This is a genomic window from Brevibacterium sp. LAARM3_SD1, from assembly GCF_057364765.1.
In genome coordinates this window covers 1-23,644 of the sequence record NZ_JBNFOL010000044.1, presented here as the reverse complement: position 1 = coordinate 23,644, position 23,644 = coordinate 1, and the positions used below count along the sequence as shown (strand labels likewise).

General features: G+C 65.6%; 22 protein-coding genes and 1 pseudogene. 10 read left to right on the top strand and 13 right to left on the bottom strand.

Features of this window, described 5'->3' with window-relative positions; genetic code table 11:
• Positions 1 to 47 precede the first annotated feature (47 nt).
• From AC2W7L_RS17245 to AC2W7L_RS17220, 6 genes are all read right to left on the bottom strand, one after another.
• Positions 48 to 455 carry a VOC family protein gene (locus tag AC2W7L_RS17245; protein ID WP_486005428.1) on the bottom strand — a complete coding sequence of 136 codons (408 nt, stop codon included), beginning with the start codon at positions 453 to 455 and terminating at the stop codon, positions 48 to 50.
• A gap of 67 nt (positions 456 to 522) precedes the next feature.
• On the bottom strand, positions 523 to 918 hold the full coding sequence (locus AC2W7L_RS17240; protein ID WP_127363684.1) for an acyl-CoA thioesterase: 396 nt from the start codon (positions 916 to 918) through the stop codon (positions 523 to 525).
• Positions 919 to 1,055: 137 nt separating this feature from the next.
• Positions 1,056 to 2,075 (bottom strand): electron transfer flavoprotein subunit alpha/FixB family protein, encoded by a 1,020-nt coding sequence (locus AC2W7L_RS17235; RefSeq protein ID WP_486005427.1) that lies wholly within the window; start codon positions 2,073 to 2,075, stop codon positions 1,056 to 1,058.
• The gene (locus AC2W7L_RS17230) at positions 2,072 to 2,884 is read right to left on the bottom strand and encodes an electron transfer flavoprotein subunit beta/FixA family protein (RefSeq protein WP_486005426.1); all 813 of its coding nucleotides are present in this window, start codon (positions 2,882 to 2,884) and stop codon (positions 2,072 to 2,074) included. The genes AC2W7L_RS17235 and AC2W7L_RS17230 overlap by 4 nt, the downstream gene beginning before the upstream one ends.
• A 1-nt stretch (position 2,885) precedes the next feature.
• Complete coding sequence (locus tag AC2W7L_RS17225) at positions 2,886 to 5,276, bottom strand: GcvT family protein (protein WP_486005430.1); 2,391 nt, start codon at positions 5,274 to 5,276, stop codon at positions 2,886 to 2,888.
• Between the two features lie 360 nt (positions 5,277 to 5,636).
• Complete coding sequence (locus tag AC2W7L_RS17220; RefSeq protein ID WP_486005425.1) at positions 5,637 to 6,413, bottom strand: IclR family transcriptional regulator; 777 nt, start codon at positions 6,411 to 6,413, stop codon at positions 5,637 to 5,639.
• Between the two features lie 118 nt (positions 6,414 to 6,531).
• Between AC2W7L_RS17220 and AC2W7L_RS17215 the strand changes: the two genes are divergently transcribed.
• Positions 6,532 to 7,281: an IclR family transcriptional regulator gene (locus AC2W7L_RS17215; protein WP_486005424.1), complete on the top strand. Its 750-nt coding sequence runs from the start codon at positions 6,532 to 6,534 to the stop codon at positions 7,279 to 7,281.
• 30 nt (positions 7,282 to 7,311) lie between these two features.
• Here AC2W7L_RS17215 and AC2W7L_RS17210 read toward each other — a convergent pair whose 3' ends face one another.
• A complete protein-coding gene (locus tag AC2W7L_RS17210; protein ID WP_486005423.1) occupies positions 7,312 to 7,812 on the bottom strand; it encodes a methylenetetrahydrofolate reductase in 501 nt (166 codons plus the stop codon).
• A complete protein-coding gene (locus AC2W7L_RS17205; protein WP_486005422.1) occupies positions 7,740 to 8,171 on the bottom strand; it encodes a hypothetical protein in 432 nt (143 codons plus the stop codon). Before AC2W7L_RS17205 ends, AC2W7L_RS17210 begins: the two co-directional genes overlap by 73 nt.
• Before the next feature lie 144 nt (positions 8,172 to 8,315).
• Between AC2W7L_RS17205 and AC2W7L_RS17200 the strand changes: the two genes are divergently transcribed.
• Positions 8,316 to 9,620 carry a glycine cleavage T C-terminal barrel domain-containing protein gene (locus tag AC2W7L_RS17200; protein ID WP_486005421.1) on the top strand — a complete coding sequence of 435 codons (1,305 nt, stop codon included), beginning with the start codon at positions 8,316 to 8,318 and terminating at the stop codon, positions 9,618 to 9,620.
• 369 nt (positions 9,621 to 9,989) lie between these two features.
• On the opposite strand, the gene AC2W7L_RS17195 is transcribed toward AC2W7L_RS17200, so the two are convergent.
• On the bottom strand, positions 9,990 to 11,444 hold the full coding sequence (locus AC2W7L_RS17195; RefSeq protein ID WP_486005420.1) for an APC family permease: 1,455 nt from the start codon (positions 11,442 to 11,444) through the stop codon (positions 9,990 to 9,992).
• A 290-nt stretch (positions 11,445 to 11,734) separates the two neighbouring features.
• On the opposite strand from AC2W7L_RS17195, the gene AC2W7L_RS17190 reads away from it, so the two are divergent.
• Together AC2W7L_RS17190 and AC2W7L_RS17185 are read left to right on the top strand one after the other, a co-directional pair.
• Positions 11,735 to 12,949, top strand: coding sequence for a TrkH family potassium uptake protein (locus AC2W7L_RS17190; RefSeq protein ID WP_486005419.1), 1,215 nt, complete (start codon positions 11,735 to 11,737; stop codon positions 12,947 to 12,949).
• 94 nt (positions 12,950 to 13,043) lie between these two features.
• The gene (locus AC2W7L_RS17185; RefSeq protein WP_486005418.1) at positions 13,044 to 13,781 is read left to right on the top strand and encodes a potassium channel family protein; all 738 of its coding nucleotides are present in this window, start codon (positions 13,044 to 13,046) and stop codon (positions 13,779 to 13,781) included.
• Positions 13,782 to 13,875: 94 nt separating this feature from the next.
• On the opposite strand, the gene AC2W7L_RS17180 is transcribed toward AC2W7L_RS17185, so the two are convergent.
• The 3 genes from AC2W7L_RS17180 to AC2W7L_RS17170 all read right to left on the bottom strand — a co-directional run bounded on the left by AC2W7L_RS17180 (position 13,876) and on the right by AC2W7L_RS17170 (position 15,798).
• Positions 13,876 to 14,172, bottom strand: a complete 297-nt coding sequence (locus AC2W7L_RS17180) for an antibiotic biosynthesis monooxygenase family protein (RefSeq protein WP_486005417.1) — start codon at positions 14,170 to 14,172, stop codon at positions 13,876 to 13,878.
• A gap of 205 nt (positions 14,173 to 14,377) precedes the next feature.
• The gene (locus AC2W7L_RS17175) at positions 14,378 to 14,548 is read right to left on the bottom strand and encodes a hypothetical protein (protein ID WP_486005416.1); all 171 of its coding nucleotides are present in this window, start codon (positions 14,546 to 14,548) and stop codon (positions 14,378 to 14,380) included.
• Complete coding sequence (locus tag AC2W7L_RS17170) at positions 14,545 to 15,798, bottom strand: site-specific DNA-methyltransferase (protein ID WP_486005415.1); 1,254 nt, start codon at positions 15,796 to 15,798, stop codon at positions 14,545 to 14,547. Before AC2W7L_RS17170 ends, AC2W7L_RS17175 begins: the two co-directional genes overlap by 4 nt.
• A gap of 37 nt (positions 15,799 to 15,835) precedes the next feature.
• On the opposite strand from AC2W7L_RS17170, the pseudogene AC2W7L_RS17165 reads away from it, so the two are divergent.
• The 3 genes and pseudogenes from AC2W7L_RS17165 to AC2W7L_RS17155 form a co-directional block, all read left to right on the top strand.
• Positions 15,836 to 16,018 (top strand): annotated as a pseudogene (locus AC2W7L_RS17165) (FAD-dependent oxidoreductase); the annotation flags it as partial.
• Positions 16,019 to 16,083: 65 nt separating this feature from the next.
• Entirely contained in the window at positions 16,084 to 17,337 is a 1,254-nt protein-coding gene (locus AC2W7L_RS17160) for an FAD-dependent oxidoreductase (protein ID WP_486005414.1), read from the top strand.
• A gap of 118 nt (positions 17,338 to 17,455) precedes the next feature.
• Positions 17,456 to 18,709, top strand: coding sequence for an alpha/beta hydrolase (locus tag AC2W7L_RS17155; RefSeq protein WP_486005413.1), 1,254 nt, complete (start codon positions 17,456 to 17,458; stop codon positions 18,707 to 18,709).
• Between the two features lie 91 nt (positions 18,710 to 18,800).
• Here the strand turns inward: AC2W7L_RS17155 and AC2W7L_RS17150 are convergent, their stop codons facing one another.
• Entirely contained in the window at positions 18,801 to 20,195 is a 1,395-nt protein-coding gene (locus AC2W7L_RS17150) for a helix-turn-helix domain-containing protein (RefSeq protein ID WP_486005429.1), read from the bottom strand.
• A 239-nt stretch (positions 20,196 to 20,434) separates the two neighbouring features.
• Between AC2W7L_RS17150 and aceA the strand changes: the two genes are divergently transcribed.
• From aceA to AC2W7L_RS17135, 3 genes are all read left to right on the top strand, one after another.
• Positions 20,435 to 21,745, top strand: a complete 1,311-nt coding sequence (aceA, locus tag AC2W7L_RS17145; RefSeq protein WP_486005412.1) for an isocitrate lyase — start codon at positions 20,435 to 20,437, stop codon at positions 21,743 to 21,745.
• 240 nt (positions 21,746 to 21,985) lie between these two features.
• Entirely contained in the window at positions 21,986 to 22,294 is a 309-nt protein-coding gene (locus AC2W7L_RS17140; protein WP_486005411.1) for a hypothetical protein, read from the top strand.
• Positions 22,246 to 23,592 (top strand): malate synthase, encoded by a 1,347-nt coding sequence (locus tag AC2W7L_RS17135; RefSeq protein WP_486005410.1) that lies wholly within the window; start codon positions 22,246 to 22,248, stop codon positions 23,590 to 23,592. Before AC2W7L_RS17140 ends, AC2W7L_RS17135 begins: the two co-directional genes overlap by 49 nt.
• Positions 23,593 to 23,644 lie beyond the last annotated feature (52 nt).

Here is a 23,644-nt window from a genome sequence, read left to right as displayed (position 1 = left end):
GGCTCAGCAACCTCGCGCCAGGTTGCTGAGCCGCCGTCGGGTAGCAATTAGGAGTTGAGGGCGGCGAAGAGGTCGACCGTGTTGCCGTCGGGGTCGGAGACCACAGCGTAGCGCTGTCCCCAGAACGCGTCCCAGGGTTCGTGGACGACTCCGGCCACGGGATCGCTTCCCCCGTCGCCGCGCCCGGTGAGCTTGGCGAATGTTGCATCGACCGCCTCGGCGGTGGAGCAGTCGAAGGCCAAGGACATCTTGTTTCCGCCGGTCGGGCGGGTCCATGCGGGATCGATGCCGAGGACTACCGCCTCGGTGTCGAGGAGGATCCGCAGGGAACCGGAGGAGAACTCGGTGTGTGGGGCGTCCGGGCCGCCGTCGGCGAGTTCGAGACCGAGAGCGGAGTAGAAGGTGATGGCGGCGGGCATGTCTGCGGTGATGATCGAGATCGCGTCGAGTTTCATGACTTCAGACTATGCGGATGGGTGCGGTGACGGCTTGAACGAATCGGCCATGATCGCAGCTCGCGCCTCAGTCCTGCAGGTAGGGTTCGAAGACTGCGCGCAGCTCGGGCGTCAGCGGGGTGGGCTTCTGCGAGTCCCGATCGATGTGGACGAGCACGCAGTCGTGGTCGAAGACCTGCTGTCCGTCCTGGTCACCTCGGGTGTTGATGGTGAACGAGGAGTTGCCGAGCTTCTTCACCGTCACGGTCATCTTCAGTTCGGGGCCGTACATGACGGGCACGAGGTAGTCGATGGTCTGGCGGGCCACGAGCAGTCCGCCTCCGGTGATGTGTCCGGCCCGGATCTCGTGCATCCAGCGCACGCGGCATTCCTCGATGAGGGTGATCATCCGTGCGTTGTTGACGTGGCCGAGCAGGTCCTGATCCGACCAGCGCACTTCGGGTGAGAGTTCGAAAGTGGCCATGACTGCCTCCGGGAGCTGATTGGGAACGAGGTCTGAACGATCGTTCCATAGTTAATCAGGTGGCCGGCGCCAACGGAAATTCTCAGTGCTTTGTTACTCTCCGAAGTGGCCTTGGCGGAGCCCGGGCCCAACTGCGCTCAGCCGCGACGGCGGACGATCTCCTCGTTGACGGCTCCGACCACCTCGTGGAGGTCGCCGATGATCGCGTAGTCGGCCCGCTGGACCATCGTCGCTTCCTCATCGGTGTTGATGGCCACGAGTGTCTTCGCGCCTTCGATTCCGGCCATGTGCTGGATCGCTCCGGAGATCCCGCAGGCGATGTAGACGTCAGGGGAGATGCGGCTGCCGGTCTGGCCGACCTGTTCGGCGTGCGGGCGCCAGCCGAGGCCCGTGACCACGCGGGAGACGCCCAGGGCCCCGCCGAGGTGGTCGACGAGTTCGAGGACTTCGGCGAATCCGTTCTCCGAACCGACTCCGCGACCGGCCCCGACCACGGCCTTGGCCGAGGTCAGTCCGGCCGCATCATCGGCGGCCTCGACCTCGGTGCTCTGGACACGGGTGGCCAGGTCCGCCTCGGCGACGGTGAGGTCGTAGGCGATGATCTCCGGGGTGATCGGGGTCGTCTCTTCGGGAGTGCAGGCGTGGCCGGCGATCGTGAGCACCTGCAGATCCCCGTCGAGGCGGAGGCGTTCGAAGGCGGTGCCGCCGTGGACCTGACGCAGCAGACCATCCTCGTCGGCGGCGATGACATTGGCAGCCATGCGGGCGCCGGTGCGGACAGCGGCGTGGGCCATGAGCTCCATGCCACGCGGGGTGCCCGATGCGAGCAGCGTTCCGGACTCCGGAGTGACGTCGACGATCGCCTGCGCCCATGCCGCCGCCGAATACTCCCCAAGATCCGGATGCTCGAGATGATGGATGACACCGACCCCGAGCTGCCCCAGCGCTTCGACGGCGGCATCACTGAGCGGGCCGATCACCGCCCCCTCAGGACTACCTGACGGCGGCCCAGATACCTGGCGCCAGGTTGCTGCGCCCCCGTCAGGTAGCAATTGGGGGTTTTTGCGGGCGAAGGTTTTGCGGGCGAAGGTGAGGGCTTCGGCGGAGGTGAGTGTGACCTCGCCTGCCGGGTCCGTTTCGACGAAAACCATGGTCATGGCCGGATCACTCCGATCTCCTCGAGCACATCGACCAGGGCGGGAGCCGCTTCGGGGCCCTCGCCGAGGATGGTCACCGAACTCGCCTTCACTTCGGGCAGTTCGAGCCGGATCCGGGGGCTGCCCATCCCCGGAACGGGTGCGTCGTATTCGGCGACCTGCGCCTTCTTCGCCTTCATCCGCCCGGTGATCGAGGGATAGCGCGGATCGACCCCGCCCTCATGGACGGCCACGACCGCGGGCAGCTGGAGGGAGAAGATCTCCGTTCCCGCCGGTCCGATCCCGCGCGCCTCGACCCGCCCGGAGCCGCGCTCGCCGCCGGGCTCGCCGATCCTATCCGCCCCGCCGACACTGATCGTCTGGATATTCGTGAGCACTGGGTACTCGAGGTCATAGGCCAGGCGGATCCCGACCTGGAAATCGCCGGTGTCGGCGGCATCGTCACCGGTGAGGACGAGGTCGAAGGTCTGCCCCGCCTCGGCGCGATCACGGATGACATCGCCGATGACCTGCGCAATGTCCTCGGGTGCGAACACGGACGGGCCGGCCGTCTCGACGAGGATGCCGTCGTTCGCACCCACAGCCACTGCCGCTCTCAGCTGCTCGACCGCCTCGGCGGGGCCGAGTGTGAGCACCGTGACCGTTCCGCCGGTCGCGGCCGCGGTCTGGATCGCGAGCTCGACAGCGCACTCCTCATGCGAGGACATGGTGTGGCCGAGCCCGGATTCGTCGATCTCGGTACCGGTGTCGTCAAGGGTGACGGAGCCCGCGATATCGGGGACGCGCTTGATGCAGACGAGGATGTTCATCTCATCTCCTGATGCACTTGTTGTCGGGGTCGAACAGCGGTGTCGAATCGACCGACGCGACCGTGACGGGATAGAACTCCTCCATGTAGACGACCTGCAGTTGGTTGCCCAGCACCGCCTCGGCGGGTGGGAGGTACGCCATGAGCACATGCTTGCCCAGGCTCGGAGCCGACCCCGCCGAGGTGACATAGGCGGGGCGACCGTGCCCGTCGACCAGCGGTTGATCCTCGGCAGAGACGATGGGTTCCCCGCCGAGCATGTACCGCTTCTCCCCACTCGCACTCGTGTGGTCATCGACGATGAGCGAGCACAGCACCGTCTTCGGCTCCTCCTCACGGTGACGCAGGTGCGCGGCCCTGCCGATGAAGTCCTGGGACTTCACCTTCGGCCGGCTCATCCCGACCTCGACGACGCTGCGTTCGGAATCGAGCTCGGCCCCGAACGCGCGGTAGCCCTTCTCGATCCGACCGGTGGTGCCGTAGACGCCGAGACCGACGGGGATCAGCCCATGCTCGTGGCCGGCTTCCATGAGCATGTCCCAGAGCTTCAGCCCCGACTCCATCGGCACATAGAGCTCCCAACCGAGGTCGCCGACGTAGGAAATGCGGGAGGCGAGCACTTCGAGCGAACCGATTTCGATCCTCCGCGCCGTCCCGAATCTGAACCCCTCGTGAGAGACATCGGCGCTGGTGAGCTCGCCGAGGATGTCGCGGGCTCGCGGTCCCCACAACCCGATCGTCGTCCACGAACTCGTGAGATCGGCGATCTGCGCGCCCGTATCGGGCAGTCGGTCGGCGAACCATTTCAGATCGACCATCCCGTGGGCGGCGCCCGTGACGACGCGGAACCGGTCATGTGCCAGCCGCATGATCGTCAGATCCGAACGGAACCCGCCGTTCTCATCGAGGATCGGGGTGTAGACGACCCGACCGACGGCGACATCCATCTGCGCCAAGGCGATGGTCTGGACCGCGTCGAGGGCGGCGGGGCCGAACACGTCGAAGATGACGAAGCTGGAGAGATCGACGAGTCCGGCACGGTGCCGCATCGCCAGGTGTTCGGCGTTGATGATCGGGGACCACCAGCGGGAATCCCATTCGGCACTGCGGTCCATCACCGCGTCGCCGAACTCCTCGAGCAGACCGGCATTCGACTCGAACCACTGCGGCCGCTCCCACCCGCCGGCTTCGAAGAACACGGCTCCGAGATCGGCCTCACGCTGCCACATCGGCGACCGGCGGACGTCGCGATCGCTGCTCCACTGCTCGCCGGGATGGACGATCCCATAGGTCTTGTTGAAGGCTTCGGAGGTGCGCGCCTTCACATGGGCGCGGGTGCGCTGGTGGGAGTGGAAGCGAGCGATGTCGGCGCCTTGGATATCGATCTCCGGCAGTCCGTTCGTCATCCACTCGGCCACCGCCCGACCGACTCCCGGCCCTTCCTTCACCCACACGGCCGCTGCCGACCACAGGCCCTTGACCTGGGGCGATTCACCGAGGATGGGCGCCCCGTCCGGGGTCAGCGAGAGCAGACCGTTGATGGCGTAGCGGATCTCGACGTCCGGGTCCGACAGCACTTCGGGCATGAGTTCGACGGCCTGTTCGAGCTGCGGATCGAAGTCCTCGTCCGTGAACGGCATCTCCGTGGGCGAGAGCTTCGCCGCCTCGATCGAGGGGATCTCATCGGGGTCGTGGAGGATCGGCCGGTGGGCATAGGAGCCGATCTCCATATCGGATCCGTGCTGACGTTCGTAGCAGAAGGTGTCCATGTCCCGCACGATCGGAAACGAGATCTCACCGGGACGTTCGGTCAGCTGCGGGACGGGCCCGACGCTGATCATCTGGTGGACCGCCGGAGTCAGCGGAATCGCGGCACCGGCCATGGCAGCAATCCGCGGGGACCACACGCCGCAGGCGATGAGGACGCGGTTCGTCGCGATCTCACCCTTCGTCGTGTGCACGGCCACGATCTGCCCGACGTCGACATCGATGCCGGTCACCTCGGTGTTCGGCGAGACCGTGAGCGCTCCCTTGGCTTCGGCGGATTCGCGCATCATCGTGCCCGCCCGCACGGAGTCGACGACTCCGACGGTCGGTGTCCAGAACGCGCCGAGGATGACCTCGGGATCGAGGAACGGCACCTTCTCGACCACCTCGGCGGGGGTGACGAGGGAGGATTCGATGCCCCACGCGCGGGCCGAAGCCATGCGGCGCCGCAGCTCCTCCATGCGCTCTTCGGTGCGGGTGACCTCGAAGCCACCGGATTCGGTGAAGACGCCGAGTTCTTTGTACTGGCGCATGCTGTCGAGGGTGAGGTCGGTGATCTCACGCGAGTGATCGACGGGGAAGATGAAGTTCGAGGCGTGCCCGGTCGAACCGCCCGGGTTCGGCAGCGGGCCTTTGTCGACCTGAACGATATCGGTCCAGCGAGCTCGGCAAGATGATGGACCAGACTGTTGCCGACGATGCCGGCTCCGACAACGACGACGCTGGCCTGGGCGGGGACGGAAGCCATGAGCAGGCTCCTCTCTGAAGGCATCTTCACCTTCACCGGCATTGTTGCGAACTATGCAACGGTGCGCGCTATGTGGAACTGCGTACGATGATCGTCCTCCGCCGAGGCGGGTGTGTCAAGAGGTTGTCTGCGCCGTCTTCGTCGGGTTGAGTGACCGCGATGAGCGCGGCTTCAGGGGTGACCGGCGAGGCTGCCGTCAGCGCGTCCGTGCCGAGCTCGCGTGGTTCAGCGTTGTGAATCAGTGTTCGCGCCAACCGAGGCGCGCGGAGATGTCGGCCGCAGCCTGAGTGAGCAGGTCTCTGGCAGACGTGACCTTGTCGGTGGTGAACCGGAAGCTCGGGCCCGAAGCCGAGATCGAGGCGATGACGTCCCCGTGGGCATTGCGCACGGGAGCGGACACGGCGGTCAGCCCGACTTCGAGCTCATCGATGACGAGCGAGAATCCGGTGGCGGCCACCTCGGCGACCTGGGTGAGCAGCTGCGGGACCGAGGTCACCGTGTGCGGGGTGTAGCGGGTCAGCTTCGCGCCCAGAGTCTCGCGGATGCCTGACTCGCTCAGCCCGGAGAGCAGGACTTTGCCGTTGGAGGTCGCGTGCAGCGGAATGCGCTGGCCGACCCAGTTGTGGCTCTGCACCGAGGATGTCGACGACGCCTGATCGAGGTAGAGGGCGGCGCCGTCGGAGAGGACGGCGACGTTGATCGTCTCACCGGTCGCCTCTGCGAGCATCTTGGTGATCGGGCGGGCCTCCTGGACGATGTCGAGACGTGCCGTCGTCGCTCCAGCGAGGCGGAGGATGGACAGGCCCAACCGGTATCTGCCGCGGTGGTGGTCCTGTTCGACGAGTCCACGGGCCTCGAGGGTGGAGACGATGCGCGAAGCCGTCGACTTGTGCACCCCGAGCTCACCGGCGATCTCGGTGATCCCGGCGAGCCCGGTGCGGGCGATGATCTCGAGGATAGTCACGGCCCGATCTACCGATTGGACGCCGCCCGAGCCCACTTCGCTGTTGCTCATTTCGAAACTGTAACTCACGACGCGCAACCCGGCCAGAGTCTGAGGGCGTGGGGTAGGGTGAGTGCGGTCGGAGGGCCTCGAATCCGCCGACCCCCTTTCCCCGACGGAGCTGAGCACGATGAGCAATGGGACCCAGTCGATCGACCGGGCGGCAGAGATCCTGTCGTTGGTCGTGAGGTCCAACGAACCGATCTCCTACACCGAGGTGGTCGAAGAAACCGCATTGGCTCGGTCGACGGTCTCACGTCTGCTCTCCGCGCTCGAGCGCAACGGCCTGGTCGAACGCGACGGTGAGGGCCTCTACCGCGGCGGCTCGCTGTTCGCGACCTATGCCTCCCGCTTCGACCGGGTGGAGAATCTCGTATCCGCAGCTGATCCGACCCTGCAGCGCCTCAGCGAGGAGACCGGTGAGACCGTCAACCTCGCCGTGCCGGGACCCAAGGGCGTCGCCCAGGTCGCTCAGGTCGATTCGACCTTCGTCCTCGGCGCCACGAGCTGGGCCGATGTCGAGGTGCCTCCGCACTGCTCGGCCCTGGGCAAGGTCATGTTCGCCTACGACGTGATCCCGTTGCCGACGGGTCGACTCGAGCGCCGCACCGAGAAGACCCTGGGCTCACGCAAGGAACTCACCGACGACCTCGAAGCGGTGCGCGAGCGCGGATTCGCGATCGTCCACGAAGAGTTCGAGATCGGCCTCGACGCTTTGGCGGCACCGGTGTTCGGCATCGAGGGAGACGTCGTGGCCGCCGTGGGCATCTCCGGGCCGACGATGCGCATCGCCGCACACCATGACCGCCTCGGCGAGCTGCTCGTCGACGAAGCCGGCCTGCTCTCGCGGACGCTGAAGCGCAAGGTCACCCACCGGTAGGGAGGGCATCTGCCGACAGAGGAAGAAGTCTCACCACGCAGTCGAGACCTCTTCGGCACCGCCGAGCGCCGCGAGTTGCTTGCGGCGCCAGACCTCGGTGTCCTTGATCTGATTGAACGTATAGATGTGCAGGCCGGCGACGCCCATGCCCGGGTCGTCGAGAACCGGACCGATCTTGTCGAGGAACTTCCGCGGGTTGTACCCGCCGGGCTTGGCCATCCGCGTGAACGTCGTCGTGTTCTTGCGCAGGAACCGCGTGGACTCGCCCACCCCGATCTTCGTGGCGACTCGGGCAAGCTTCGCCAACTCCACCTTCCCCGCGATGCCGAGGACCAACGGCAGTTCGATACCGCGAGATCGCACCCTGGGCACCCACGAAGCGATGACGGCCGGATCGAAACACAGGTTCGAGACCAGGTGCGTGGCGTAATCGCGTTTGTCCCACATCGACTGGACGGTCACATCATCGGGGATGATCGGGTGCGATTCCGGATAGGCGCTGACCCCGATATGGCGGAACGGTGCGGCCATGGAAGAGAGATCGACGAGGAGGTCGTGCGCACCGACGTACCCGCGGCCGGGGGAGTGGCGTCCCCCGCGGGGACGAAGATCCGGTCCACAGCCGCCTCGGCGAGGCGATCGACGATCTCCGTGAGCTCGGGTCTGCCGTGGATCATCCGTGCGGCCAGGTGGGGCACGGCGCGGAAGCCAAGGGCCTGGAGCTGCTCGGCCGTGGACAGCGTCGCCTCAAGCGTCAGTCCCGTCGACGCGGTCACCGTGATCTCGCGGCCAGGAGCCACGTACTCCTCGATGCGTTCGACGATTCCGGCCGTGGGCAGTACCTCGTAGCGGGCGGTGCTCAGCAGCCTGCGCAGCGTTGACTGTGACATCCTCGTCTCCTTCTCGGAGGTCGATTCATGAAACTCGCACCCGCAAGTCCCTTGTGTCCCGGTGTCTTCGATCCTACACTCATTGTACCCATGATATGGGAATTGAGTTCCATAATATAAAACTGTGCGAGCAGGGGGAACATCATGGACAAGAACGTCCCCACAGTGGACCAAAGTGACAGACAAGTCCCGATCAACCTACGTCAGTCCGGCCCGACCCCGGTCGAAATGCTCATCGACACCCGTGTCCGCAAGTCCCCTTATTGGGAGCTGTCAATGCAACAGGGCTGCTGGCGGGCCTCGATCTACAACCGGATGTACCACCCGCGCGGCTACATCCCCCGCGACGAGGGCGGGATGATGGCCGAGTACCAGTCCCTCGTCAACGATGTGACCCTGTGGAACGTCGCCGTCGAACGGCAGATCCAGGTCAAGGGTCCCGACGCCGAAGCGTTCGTCAACTTCGTCATCACCCGTGACGCAACGAAGATCCCGGTGATGCGTGCCCGCTACGTCATCCTGTGCAACGAAGCCGGAGGCATCCTCAACGATCCGATCCTCCTGCGGGTCGGCATCGACGAATTCTGGTTCAGCCTCTCCGACACCGACCTCATGCTCTGGCTGCAGGGGGTCAACGTCGGCGGGCGGTTCGACGTCACGATCGGCGAGATCGATGTCGCGCCAGTGCAGGTACAGGGCCCGAAGTCCGTCGACGTCATCGCCGATCTCGTCGGAGAGGAGGGGCGCACACTGCCGAGCTACGGACTCATGGAAGCCCAGGTCGGCGGCCGCGACGTCATCATCTCCCAGACCGGATTCACCGGTGAGAAGGGCTACGAGATCTACCTCAGGGATGCGACGAAGTACGCCGAGGATATGTGGAACGCCGTGCTGGAAGCCGGTGCGCCGTACAACCTCAAGGTCGTCGCTCCCAGCCATCACCGTAGGATCGCCGCCGGCATCCTCTCCTGGGGCCAGGACATGGACTTCGAGACACTTCCGTTCCAGGTCAACCTGTCCTACCAGGTGCCGCGTAAGAAGGAAGCCGACTATATCGGCAAGGCCAGGCTCGAGGAGGTGCGTGGGCTGATCGAGGCCGGCACTCCGCCGTATCGCACGCAGCTGGTCGGCCTGTTGGTCGGTGGCAAGCCGATCACGGACTATGCCCCGGACTTCTGGCTCGTCTCCGCCACGGCCGATGGTGAGGCGGTTGGGTACGTGACGTCGCCGTGGTATTCGCCGGAACTCGAAGCGAATATCGCGATGGCCCATGTGCCGGTGTCGGCAACCGAGCTCGGCACCGAATACTGGGTGCATCTGCCGGAGCCGTTCGCAGATACTCCCGGAGTCCCGGTTCGCGCCGAGGTGGTCGAGATGCCGTTCCGCCCGAGCGTGAACCCCAACCAGCGTGAGCGTCTGAAGATGCAAGGCCTCGACGCCGCTGTCTGAGGCGTCTCCCGCTGCCTCAGGACCGAGCGCGGTCGCCGTTGCGCAAAGCCGGCGACCGCGTTCGCATGCCCGGAGGCATTGGCATCACGCACCGGCAGTGTCTAAACATCCCGTTGAGATTGGAAGCATCCCTCACCCGCAGTGGCTTCTCCTAACACATAGCAGAGCACCCCTCACCCGCAGTGGCTCATCACCCCGTTGCAAAGGGGTGATGAGGCGCCGAGAGTGAGGGGCGCTGGCGCCGGTGCGAAGTGCGACTAACGGTGAGGGATGCGCGTGCGTGCGCCCAGGCGGCGAGGAAGTGAGGGTGCCCCGCCTCGGTGAACCGGCTGTCCGGCCGCACGTCCCACGACCCGGCAGCCCCCGCGATCACTTGCCGCGGAGGGCCTTGACCTTTGCGAGGAGTTCGTTCTCGGCGTTCGGGCCGGGCTTGACGCCGCGCGGCAGACGGAACATGAACACGACGCCGATGATCAGCCACAGGCCGAACATCGCCCACGACTGCCACGCCAGCTGTGCGGAGATCGGGGTGATCGGCAGGTAGAGGACGAAGAGGATGAGCGTGAGCACGGCCGAGATGACGCCGATGGCGAAGCCGGAGTTGCCCTTGCCGCCGATGCGCAGCGGGCGGTCCATCGCAGGTTCCCGCTTGCGGAGGACGAGGAACGCGACGCTGACGAGGAAGTAGGCGATGACGATCGCGGGCGAACCCGCGTCGACGATCCACCCCAGGGCCGCCGAACCCAGGAACGGTGCCAGCGCCGAAAGCGCTCCGATGAAGAGGATCGAGTTGACCGGGGTGCGGTAGCGCGGGTGCAGCTTGCCGAACCAGGCCGGGATCATTCCGGCCACGGCCATCGCCCACATGAGGCGCGACGAGCCCATGAGGAAGGCGTTCCACGAGGTGATGATGCCGGCCAGGCCGCCGGCGATGACGAGCTTGCCCCAGATCGCCGAGTTGAACATGACCGCGAGGGCATCAGCGGTGACGAGGTCGTGCGTGGCCAGTTCCGAGGCGGGCATAGCCAGGGACGTCATCCAGATGATGATGACGTAGAAGGTGATCGCCATGAGCACCGAGGCGACGACGAGCTTGCCGATCTTCGCCGGAGGCAGGTTGATCTCCTCCGCTGACTGCGGGATGACGTCGAAGCCGACGAAGAGGAACGGGACCACCGCGACGACGGCGATGAAGCCGGACCCGCCCCCGGTGAACAGCGGCTCGGCATTGGCCGCCTCGCCGCCGGTGAGACCGCCAGCCAAGAGCATGAGGGCGACGATGATGAGGAAGGAGACGACGAAGGTCTGCACGAGTGAGGCGACCTTCACACCGCGGATGTTGATCCAGGAGATGATGATCGCGGTGACCGTGCCGACAAGAGCCCAGGTGAGGTAGACGTCGAAGTCCGCGATCGTCCAGAGTTTGACGAACTCCAGATCCGGGAACAGGTAGAGCGCCGTCTTCGGCACCGCCACCGCCTCGAACATGACGACGCTGATGTAGCCGCCGGTGATCGCCCACGATCCGAAGAGGGAGACTTGGGGTCCCATCGCCCGGATGAGGTAGTTGTGCTCACCTCCGGCATGCGGCATGGCGGCCACGAGCTCGGAGTACACGGTGCCGACGAAGCACATGATGATGCCGCCGACGACGAAGGCGAGGATGGCGCCCATGGTGCCGGCGCCGGACAGCCATTCACCGGTGAGGACGACCCAGCCGAAGCCGATCATGGCACCGAAGCCGATGAAGAGCGCATCGATCGAACCGAGGGCTTTGACGAAGCCGTGGTCTCGATCTGTTGTTGTTGCCTGCGGTTGACTCATGATTACCTCGACACTTCTCTGTGGATGGACGAACAGATGCTGGGCCGTGCCGCGGGCATGAGCCGAATCGCGGCAGTTCCGATAAGGCAGAGTAGCAGGATTCTGACCATTACTGGGGAGTTGTCTGCACGGGATCCCGAACCGTTGCAATGGTGCTACATTCCGTCAGGTGCACAGCTCACATCGCGCAGCGATCGTCCGCGTCATCGCGGGCTACACGGCAGCACTGGTCACCGGAACCACTCTGCTCATGACCCCCGGCGGCCACCGTCGCCGATGGCGGTATCTCATTGCTCAAAGCCCTCTTCACAGCCACTTCGGCGCTCAGTGTGACCGGGCTCGTCGTCCTCGACACCGGTCAGGACTTCACGCTCTTCGGCCAGATCGTCATCATCTGCCTCATCCAGGCCGGCGGTCTCGGCGTGCTCCTGCTCACCGCCCTGCTCGCCGTGCTGCTGGCCGGAAAAGCCGGACTCCGGCTCCGCCAATCCGTGGCCTCGGAGACGAAGAGCGACGCGATCGGCGGCGTCAAGGCACTCGTTCTGCGCATCACGGCACTGACCTTCGGTACGGAGCTCGTGGTCGCCTCGGCGCTGTTCCTCCGGTTCTTCCTCCACTACGACGAACCGGTCACGGCCGCGATCTGGGACGCGATCTTCCACGCGATCTCCGCCTTCAACAACGCCGGATTCGGGCTCCGCCAGGACAACCTCGTCGACTATGTGGCCGACCCCTTCATCTGCGGTCCGATCGGACTGGCGGTCATCCTCGGCGGGCTCGGTTATCCCGTCCTCATCGAACTCGTCCGGCGGTACCGAACGCCGCTGAAATGGGGTCTGACCACGCGGATCATGGTCGTCATCACCCCGATTCTGCTCATCGGCGGCACCATCTTCATCGCCGTGATCGAGTGGAACAACACAGCGACCATGGGCCACCTCGACGCGTGGGGGAAGATCCAGGCGGCGACGTTCCAATCGACGATCACACGCACGGCCGGGTTCAATTCGATCGACATCAGCCAGATGCACACGGTGTCGTGGTTCGGGATGGACATCCTCATGTTCATCGGCGGCGGTCCGGCCGGCACCGCGGGCGGCGTGAAGATCACGACGATGGCCGTGCTCGCGGCGACGACGTGGACGGAGATCAGCGGCGGACGATCCGTCACCCTGTTCGGTCGCCGCATCTCCCGTGACGTGCACCGACAGGCCACGACGGTCATCGTCCTCGCGCTCGGCTGGGTGCTGCTGGCGACGATGGTCATCCTGCTCTTCGATCCGCGATTCGGCCTCAGCCGGGTCCTCTTCGAAGTCATCTCCGGATTCGGCACGGTCGGCCTGTCGACCGGAATCACCGCGGACCTGTCCGGCCCCAGCCAGATCGTCCTCATCCTGACCATGGCCCTCGGCAGGCTCGGACCAGTGACCGTGGCGTCCGGGCTCGCCCTGCGCGAACGCCCCATCCGCTACGAACTGCCGAAGGAACGTCCGCTGATCGGCTGATCGCCGAATCATCGACCGCTGACACCCTCGCCGAGGCGGCCCCGATTTCACATCGGGGCGCGGAGTGAGGGGAAGGCACAGAAAGGGAAAGACCATGAACGAGAAGAAGAACTGGATGGCGCGGTCAGCGTCGTTCTTCACCGGCGACCCCTCGCCGCTGGCGAGGGACGGTGCGGTGGCCGTGATCGGGCTCGGCCGATTCGGCGGATCCCTGGCGCTCGAGCTCGCTGAGCACGGGGTCGAGGTCATCGGCGTCGACCGCGACGACTCGGTCGTGGCAGAGTTCGCCGATGTCCTCGCCCATGCCTCCCGCGCCGATGCCACCGACGAGGTGGTGCTGCGACAGCTGGGCATCGACGAGGTCTCCCGCGTCGTCATCGCCATCGGCAGCGACCTCGAGGCGAGCATCCTCGTGGCCTCGCGGATCCTCAAGCTCGGCAATCGGCACATCTGGGCGAAGGCGATCAGTGAGACCCACGCCGAGATCCTCCATCAGTTGGGCATCGACAACGTCATCAGCCCGGAGAACGATATGGGCAGGCGTCTGGCCCACCTGATCAGGGGACATATCGCGGACTTCCTGCCTATCGACGAGGATTTCGTCCTCGCGCGCACCACTCCGCCGGTGCGCACGACCGATGTGCCTTTGGCCTCGCTGGGGCTTCGCACGAAGTACGACGTCACGATCGTCGCGTTCAAACGCCGCGGTGGCAGCCACTGGGACATCGCCGATCGGGATGTCACCCTCTACGCCGACGATGAGATCCTCGTGGCCGGCAGTCCGAAGAAGGTCGAAGCGTTCAGTGAATTGGACAAGGACGCCGACGCATAGGTCAACGCCCTTGGGTCCATTGTGGTGCAGGGGTGGTCATTCGCCGAGGCGGCGCTGCGGTGGTGCGTGCCGGATCCGCGGGAAGCGGCGAGGGTCAGTCGCCGAGGTCGACGACCTCGAACTCGAGGAGGTTCGCCTGCTCGGAGACCGGAGCCTTGCCGGTCGATTCGTGGGAGGACGTCCGGTTGGCCTTCCAGTTCTCGAAGTCCGCCTTCGTCGCCCACTGGGTGTAGACGAAGTACTGGTCGCCGCCGGCCACCGGGCGCAGCAGCTGGAAGCCTTCGAAACCGGGAGCTCCGTCGACCGAATGCTTGCGCTCAGCGAAGCGCTTCTCGAGTTCGGCGCGGGCGGGTTCGGGGACGGTGAGTGCGTTGATGGCGACGACTGACATGATTGCTCCTTTTCGGGTTGGCAGCGGAGTCACCTCGACCCTACGTCGTTGACCCGAGCGCTGTCTGAAGAGTCCGATTGTTCGCCCGCAGAGTCTCAGAACCGGTGTCGTGCGACGGGTGCAGAAGTGCAGGGGCACGGAGGCAATTGTTGGGTCGATCCACGGTGTTCTGGACGTCGAAAACACCGTGGATCGACCCAACAAATCAGTCGGAAGGTGCGACGGGAAGGTTTTGGGCGCCCCTGACGGTCCCAGTGGCCTCGACGACCTCGAGCTGGGTGAATGCCAGGCCGGGGGAGTGGATGTCGGCAGCACGGCGGATGCGCTCGGCGGTGAGCTCACTGATCGTCGGGAATTCAGCGTCGCCACCGGTCATAGCCGGACCAGCCGCGCTTGCCGCTGCCGGCCCGTCGGTGTCTGCGTCGGCCCCACCCTCACCAGCGATGTCACCGGCCACCACGCCCGGGCCGTCTTCGACCGCAGCGGCTCCGGGGTCTGCACCAGCACGAATGATCGCGACCCCTGATCCCGTTCGTTCGCGGCCATCACGGCCTGTGCCGTGGTCCCGGATCCGGCGAAGAAGTCGAGGACGATGGCATCGGAGTCGAAGAACGTCTGCGAGGCCACCAGCGCCTTGACCAGGTCGACCGGCTTCGGATAGCTGAACACACCCGCCAGGCCCAGCGGCTCCAGATCGTTCTGCCCACCGAGCGCCTTGATGATCGAGTACAGCTTCGAACTCGCCTTCTCCGCCGGGGTCACCCGCACCACCGCATGCTTGCCCTCTGTGCCCCAGGGTCGCAGGATGTACTCGCCCGATGCCAGCTTCGCATCCACCTCGGCGAGTTTCCCCTCACCCTTGACGGCGACGATGTCCTCGTACATCAGCCGCCGCTCGGAGCCGCGCGCATATCGGCCGAAGCCGGCGCGCAGCACATCGGTCTCCACGAGCATCCGCCTGCCGTCGATGACCTCAAGCTTCGCCGGCGACTTCTTCTCCGTGAGGAACGGCCCCACCCGGCTCGCATCGCGGGCCCACACGTGCACATAGTCGTGCCCGCGCACGAACGACCGGGCATTGCCCCCGCCTTTCGCGCGCTGATGGATGAGCGTGCCCAGCGAATTGTCCTCACCGAAGATCTCGTGCCCGAGCAGCTGAGCCCACGCGCTCTCCTTGTCGTCGAGGTGGAGGAACAGGACCCCGTCCTCACGCATGAGCTCACGTGCGAGCAGCAGTCGCGGAGTCATGAATGACAGCCAACTGGCGTGATCGTGCCCGTGATCTTTGTAGGTGTGCGCGTTGCCCGTGTTGTACGGGGGATCGATATAGACGACCTTGACCTGCCGGCGGTGCGTGGCCAGCAGGGCGGTCAGCGCGGGCAGATTGTCCCCGACGACGAGCAGATTCTCGTGTGGATCGGGAACGTGAGCGGTACCGTCGACGTCCCGCAGGTGCGGACGACCATCACCGAGGCGACCGTCCCGTTCGGGGGCACCATCGCCGAGGCGAGGGTCGGGCTCCCGTTCGGCCCCGCCGCGGCGGGGCTCGGTTTCGGCACCGTTCACGAGGCGACGACCGAGCGCGAAGGCGGCGGCCTTGCCGGTCCACTCCAAGACGGTCGTCATCCTTCTCCTTCATCCCGAACGGTGCCAAGATTGCTGTATGAGTATTTCACGAGTGGCCGTGGTCGGTGCCGGTATCCTCGGTGTCGCCGCCGCCCGCGAAGTCACCATGAGGTTCCCCGACGCTGAGGTCACCGTCTTCGACAAGGCCGATACCGTCGCCGCACATCAAAGCGGGCACACCTCCGGAATCGTCGACTCCGGACTCGATCAGAAGCCCGGTTCGGCCGAAGCGAAACTCACCAAGCGCGGCCTCCAGCTGCTCATCCCCTATATGGCCGAGGCGGCGTGCCCTACCGGGAATGCGCTCAACTGCTCATCGCGCAGAACACCGACGAAGCCGAACGCCTCGAAGAGATCTTCGCCCGCGCCAAGGACAATGAGGTCCCCGGCGCGCGGCTGCTCGAACGCCACGAGATCGGAGCCGTCGAACCGGCCGTGAGAGGAGTCCTCGGCCTCTTCTCACCCCATGCGGCCATCGCGGACTTCGCGGCGCTCACCGCCGCGCTCGCCTCCGATGTGCGTGCCGCCGGAGGGACATTTCGCTTCGGCGCCGAGGTCACCGGCTTCGACACCATGAGCAACGAAGTCCGACTGCGCGGACGCCCGGTTCCGGCAGACGACGCCACGGCCAGTTCTGACGACCGCGACGAGCAGGTCCGCGACCGGCCGCGCACCTATCGCGGAGAAGAGGGCCGCGAACCCGTCATCGGCATTGCAGATGAGCTGCGCGATCGCTTCGGACAGCAGGACTGGTTCAAACAGGCCGAGTCGACGCTCGGCGAGTGGACGCAGAAGGTCTCTGACGCGTGGGCGAACCGCGACGGCTCACGCCTCGGCGACTCCGGCTCACGCACCGGTGACGCTCCCGGCGGCAGGTTGCGCAGCGAAGCGCCAGCCGAGGAAGTGCTCGGCACCTTCGACATCGTCATCGTCTGCGCCGGTCTCCAGGCCGATCGCCTCGCGACCGCCGCCGGACTGGATGCCGAACCGAGGATCGTACCCTTCACCAGCGACTTCTACCGAAGCCCGGCCACCGACACCGAGGTGGTCCGCGGCATCATCGGGTCCGTTCCCGACCCGCAGGCTCCCTTCACCGAAACCTCGATCGTCCGCGGGCTCGACGACGGACTCATCCTCGGACCGAACACCTTCGTCGCCCTCGGTCGCGAATCCTATGATCGGCACGGATTCGACCTCGCCGACATCACATCGACCGCCCGGTCCAAGGGGTTCTGGAAGTTCGCCGCACAGACAGCGAAGCCAGCGGCCCGCGGAGTGAAGCCCATGGTGAGCAAGACCGCTTTCGTCGACGGAATCCGCCGCTTCGTTCCCGAGCTCGACCAGAACGACGTGGCGCCCGGGACCCGCGGAGTCCGGGCTCAGGCGATGACCGCCGACGGCGAACTCATCGACGAACTCACCACGACCAGGCGCGGCAGGCTGACCGTGGTCAGGTCCGTGCCGAAGTGGGCGGCCACCTCGGCGCTGGCGATTGCCGAAACGATCGTCGATGTGGCCTTCGAGAACGCGGCCCGCTGAGCGCCTCGATAGACGCGTGGCACCCTTGTCGAGCGCCGAGATCCTCGGCGATCCGCAGACTGTGACTGTGGCAGCTTGACTGAGGCTATCCAAACTGACCCCGAGGGTGATGATGTCCATGAGCACAACACGTCTGTTCCCCGCGCTGTGCACATGGGCTGAAGGCGGCCCTGACGGTACCTGGTTGCTGCAGGTAGAACTTCCGACCGCATTCATACCCGCCGAGGCGGTCCCCGGAGACGAACAGGAGATCTTCGTCGACCTCAACGGCGTCACCGACCGGCGGAATGTGTTTGGCGGGATCATGACCCGGCGCCCTGCCCGGGGCGGGGACGACGACCGTGCCGACGCTGCCGGCGCGACGAGGTATTCGATCGAGCTGCCGGTTCCGCGAGGGTATCGCGGGGCGCTTCGCTTCCTGCCCGTGCCACGAGGACTCAAGGTTGCCGACCGTCCGACCTGGCTCGATGTCCTCGAACGGGGGTTCGTCCCCGCCGGTGACCATGATCTGCTCACGGTCACGGACATGCGCAGGAAACAGGTCCTCGAGCTCGCCGCACCCGATGCCCGGCCCTTGATCTGGACCGGTGGGGGCCGGCCAGCGACCGACTCCCGCAGCGGGGCAGGCGAAGGTCGGACCGACGTCGACGAACAGGTCATCACCCTCGGTACCTCACCGAGGCGGATCTGGATCCACCGACCGCAGCGAGGTCCCGCCTCGGCGCCGGTCCTCATCGTCTTCGACGGGGAGCGGTTCATTCGCGGGGGATTGCTCACGGGGATCGACGAGCTGGTGTCCCCGCCGTCCGTGGTCATCGCCGTCGACCACGCTCCCGTCGGGGAGGGCGGCCCTGACGAGGACGCGGCCATCGGTCAGCGCGCCGACGACCTCGTGATGAATCCGAGGTTCTGCGACGATGTCCTCGCGCTCGTCCGTCGGACCGCGCCGGACGTCAAAGCGCGGACGATCGTCGCGGGTGCCTCATATGGCGGACTGGCCGCAGCCTTCTTCTCCCTGCGGCACCCGGAAGCATTCCGCGGGATCTGCCTCTCACCGTCGTTCTGGGAATCCGATGACCAGGGGCGCAGGATCTGGGACCTCGCGCCGAGCCGATCCGACGACAGATCTGACGGCACCGACGGGGAGTCGGAGTCCCACGAGTCGGAGCCCCTCGAGGCCGTCGCGCATCCGACGTTCTGTGTCGACCACGGGACCCTGGAGACGGTCATTGCAGACTCGGTCGCCGAGGCCACCCGGGAGTTCGCCGCTCGCGGCATCGATATCGTGTCTCGACCGTTCGTGGGCGGGCACGAATACCTGTGGTGGCGCGAACTCATGCTCGTCCGCCTGGCCGAAGCCCTGGCGGAATGATCCGAACGCTCACCAGCCTCGGTCACGGGACGCCCGGAGTGGGGGAGCCGCCTCGGCGTGGGATTCCTGTGCCGTCGATCTCTGTCGACGATCAGCCGGAATGGCGCTCGAGGAACTCGTAGACCTCGGTGTCGTCGACGCCGGGCACGGCACCGGGCGGAACCGCGGCCAGCAGCGAGGCGTGCATGCGGGCCGACGGCAGCGCCTGGTCCTCCCACTTCTCGGCCAGATCGTTCGGGGCCTGCCGGCAGCAGGACGGATCCGGGCATCCTGACTGCGATCGGATCGGTGATTCCCGACCCTCGAACCAGCGGACATGGGAGAACGGGACGCCGACGCTGATGGCGAAGTCGCCGCCGGGCAGCACACGGGCGGTGCACCAGAACGAGCCGTGCGGGGTGTCGGTGTACTGGTAGTACGGGCTGAAGCGGTCCGCGACGCGGAAGACGGTGCGCGAGGTGAAGCGCTTGCACGCGAACTGGCCCTCGATCGCTCCGAGCGGATCGGTAGGGAACGGCAGGCCGTCGTTCGAGTACGCCTTGTGGATCGTGCCGGAGTTGTGGACCTTCATGAAGTGCACGGGCAGGCCAAGGTGCTCGGTGGCGAGGTTCGTGAACCGGTGGGCGGCCATCTCGTAGCCGACGCCGAACATATCGCGCAGATGCTCGACGGAGAGCACCCGCTTCTTCTTCTCCTCTTCGAGCATCGGCACGGCTGAGGACTCGGGCAGCAGGATGGCGGCAGCCAGATAGTTGGCCTCGACGCGCTGCTGGAGGAACTCGTGGAAGTCCTTCGGGGAGTCATAGCCGAGGACATGCGGAGCCAGGCTCATGAGCAGGTGCGACCGCGGATCGAAAGCGGCGTCGGCATTGGGCAGATACAGGCGCTTGTTCGCGGTGTCCGAGATCGACCGAGTCGATTCTGGCAGGTCGGAGACGTAGTGGAGGCTGAAGCCGAGCTTCTCGGCGATGAGTGCTGTCTGCCGCTGTGACACCGTTCCGGATTCGTAGCCGACGAGGTCGAGCAGTTCCGCGGCGGTGGCCTCGAGGTCGGCGAAGTAGTTGTTCTTCTCCCTCATCCGATCCCGCAGCTCCCGGTTGGCCCGCCGTGCCTCCTCCGGGGTAGCGGCCCGTCGCTCCAGAGCCTCGCCGAGCTGCCGCTGAAGACCCACGATCGCCTCGAGGGCATCGGCCGGCAGCGACTTGATCCGCACCTGCGGAAGGCCGAGGGAGGAGTACATAGGGGAGGCCTGATTGCGTTCGGCTTCGAGCTCGAGCGCCTGGCGCTCGTCGATCGGAGCGGGGTCGATGAGCTCGGAGACATCCGTCTTCAGCGCCTTCGCAATCGCGGCCAGGAGCGTGACAGAAGTTTCTCGCTTGCCGTTCTCGATCGTCGAGATCTGGGACGCCGCACGCCCCACTTCGTGCCCCAGCTCGTTGAGGGTCAAACCGCGCTTCTTGCGAAAAAATCGGATTCTTCTGCCGATGCTGAGCGGGTCGGTCTGCTGCTCTTCGCTCTCAACTTCCGCGCCAACGCTGTTCAAAGTGCCTCCCTCGGTTTCTGTGGGCTGGTTCACACGATTGAAAAACAGTATGACAGATCCGCGAAATTTCTGAAACCGGAAATATCGAGATTATTCATCCGAAAAAAACAATGCGAGAGCCCTTGCGGCCCCCGCAGACTGGATACATCAACAACCCCGAGAGATCGAGAAAGAGAAGGACAATGACTGAGAACACCACGCAGAACAGCTTGCACGATGCTGAAGCCATTCGCCGCGACTGGGCCACCAACGCCCGCTGGTCGGGAGTCGCTCGTGACTACGAGCCCGAGGATGTCGTCAAACTGCGCGGTTCGCTGATCGAGGAGCACACGCTGGCCCGTCACGGAGCCGAGCGCCTCTGGAACCAGATCACCGCCGGCGACATCCACTCCGGTGACTACGTCAACGCACTCGGTGCACTGACCGGCAACCAGGCAGTCGAGCAGGTCAAGGCCGGCCTCAACGCCATCTACCTCTCCGGCTGGCAGGTCGCCGCCGACGCGAACGCCGCCGGTCAGACCTACCCCGACCAGTCGATCTACCCGGCCAACTCGGTGCCGCAGGTCGTCCGCCGCATCAACAACGCTCTGATGCGCGCCGACCAGATCGAGACCTCGGAAGGCAACAAGCAGGTCGACGACTGGTTCGCTCCGATCGTCGCCGACGCGGAAGCGGGCTTCGGCGGCTCGATCAACGTCTACGAACTCATGCGGTCGATGATCGCAGCCGGCGCTGCCGGTGTGCACTTCGAGGATCAGCTCGGTTCCGAGAAGAAGTGCGGCCACCTCGGCGGCAAGGTCCTCGTCCCGACCTCGCAGCACATCCGCACGCTCAACGCCGCCCGTCTCGCGGCCGACGTCGAGAACGTGCCCAGCCTCGTCATCGCCCGTACCGACGCCGAGGCAGCCACGCTGATGACCTCGGACATCGACGAGCGCGACCAGCAGTTCGTCACCGGTGAGCGCACCGCCGAAGGCTTCTACAAGGTTCACAACGGCATCGAAGCAGGCATCGCACGCGGACTGTCGTTCGCTCCCTACGCGGACATGCTGTGGATGGAGACCTCCACACCTGACCTCGAAGCAGCCAAGCAGTTCGCCGAGGCGATCCACGCCGAGTACCCGGACCAGATGCTGTCCTACAACTGCTCGCCGTCGTTCAACTGGCGCAAGCACCTCGACGATGCCACCATCGCGAAGTTCCAGCGCGAGCTCGGAGCCATGGGCTACAAGTTCCAGTTCATCACCCTGGCCGGCTTCCACGCTCTGAACTACTCGATGTTCGATCTGGCCCACGGCTACGCCCGCGAGCAGATGAAGGCATACGTCGACCTGCAGGAGCGCGAGTTCGCTGCCGAGGAGCGCGGATACACCGCGACCCGCCACCAGCGTGAGGTGGGCACCGGCTACTTCGATCTGGTGTCGACTGCACTCAACCCCGAGTCGTCGACCACCGCGCTGGCCGGCTCCACCGAAACCGCTCAGTTCCACTGAGCCGCACGGGGTTCATACCTCGCTGACCAGCGGGGATGAACCCACTCAGAGCCCGGGGCGGATCGGCAGTGTTTTCACGGGGTTTACATTGTCGATCCGCTCCGTCACACCACAGACGCATCGAAACCCCGCCACGGTCCCACGGGAACGCTCATGATCAATGTAGAGCCGCCTCGGCGAGGACCATCCACAGAACCAGCCACACATTCCAGGCACACTACGACGGGTGAGGAGAAGCCCATGTCTTACATCAAGATCAACGCGCCGCTCGAAACCGGCTTCGGCACCGTCCTTTCGGAGCCTGCTCTGACGTTCATCGCCAAGCTGCACGACGAGTTCGCCGGCACCATCTGCGACGTGCTGCGCACGCGCCGGGCCCGCGCGGCCGAGATGAACGGCGGAACCCTCCCCCGTTTCAAGCCCGAGACCGCACGCATCCGCGCCGACCGTTCCTGGTCGGTCGCCGGATCCGCCGGGGCCCCGGCCTCGAAGACCGCCGCGTGGAGCTCACCGGCCCGGTCACCGAGGACGAGGTCCTGGCGGCGCTGAACTCGCAGGCGAAGGTGTGGCTGGCCGATCTCGAAGACGCTACGAGCCCCACCTGGGCCAATGTCATCGGCGGACAGGTCAACCTCTTCCGCGCCATCCGCGGACAACTGCCCGGCGTCAACAATGACAACCAGCCGACCATCGGACTGCGCCCCCGCGGATGGCACCTGCCCGAGAAGCACCTGATCTACGTCGATGACAACGGCCAGGAATTCTCGACCTCCGCAGCGCTGGTCGACTTCGGTCTGTACTTCTTCCACAACGCCCGCTACCTCATCGACAACGGCTCCGGCCCGTACTTCTACCTGCCGAAGCTCGAGTCCTCGCAAGAAGCACGCCTGTGGAACAAGGTGTTCGTCCTGGCGCAGAACATGCTGAGCATCCCGCACGGCACCATCCGGGCCACCGCGCACATCGAGACGATCACTGCGGTGTTCCAGATGGAAGAGATCCTCTTCGAGCTGCGCGAGCACTGTGCAGGTCTCGAGGCTGCCGGTTGGGACTACCTGTTCTCCGTGGTGAAGAACCTGCGCAACACCACCGACTACGTTCTGCCCGACCGCGAACGTCTGACGATGGACCTGCCGCTGATGAAGGCCTTCACCGACCGGCTCGTGGCCACCTGCCACCGTCGCGGAGCACACGCGATCGGCACGATGTCCAACCTCATGGCCGATCACCCGGACCAGGAGTTCGTGGCCGCCGAGTTCGAGCGCATGCGAGAGGACAAGGCCCGCGAGGCCTGGCAGGGCTTCGACGGCACCTGGGTGGCCGACCCGGCACTGGTTCCGGCGGCTCTGGCCGTGTTCGACGCCGCCCTGGGTTCGCAGCCGCACCAGCTGGAGAACAAGCGCCCCGATGTGCAGGTGACCAGCGAGAACATCCTCGACATCACCGGCCTCGAACCGGTCGTGACCGAAGAGGGTGTGCGGGTGAACATCCGCGTGGCCATCGGGTACATGAACGAGTGGCTCGGCGGAAACGGGCACGTGGCTCTGGAGAACCAGCTCGAAGACGTGTCGACGGCCGAGATCTGCCGCTCGCAGATCTGGCAGTGGATCCGCCACGAGGTGACCCTGGACAACGGTCAGCAGCTGACCTCGCGTCTGGTGGAGCGCTACCTCGGCGAGGAGCTGGCTCTGATGCAGCGCACCGCCGATGATCACTTCGATGAGGCCGTGGAGATCTTCCGCGAGACGGCACTGGGCGAGGAGTTCGCCGAATTCCTCACCATGCCGGCCTACACCGACCACCTGGTCGACCGGGTGTCCAAGCCCACCGAAGCCTTCGTAGCCTAACCATTGCTACCTGACGGCAGGCCCAGCAACCTCGCGCGAGGTTGCTGGGCCG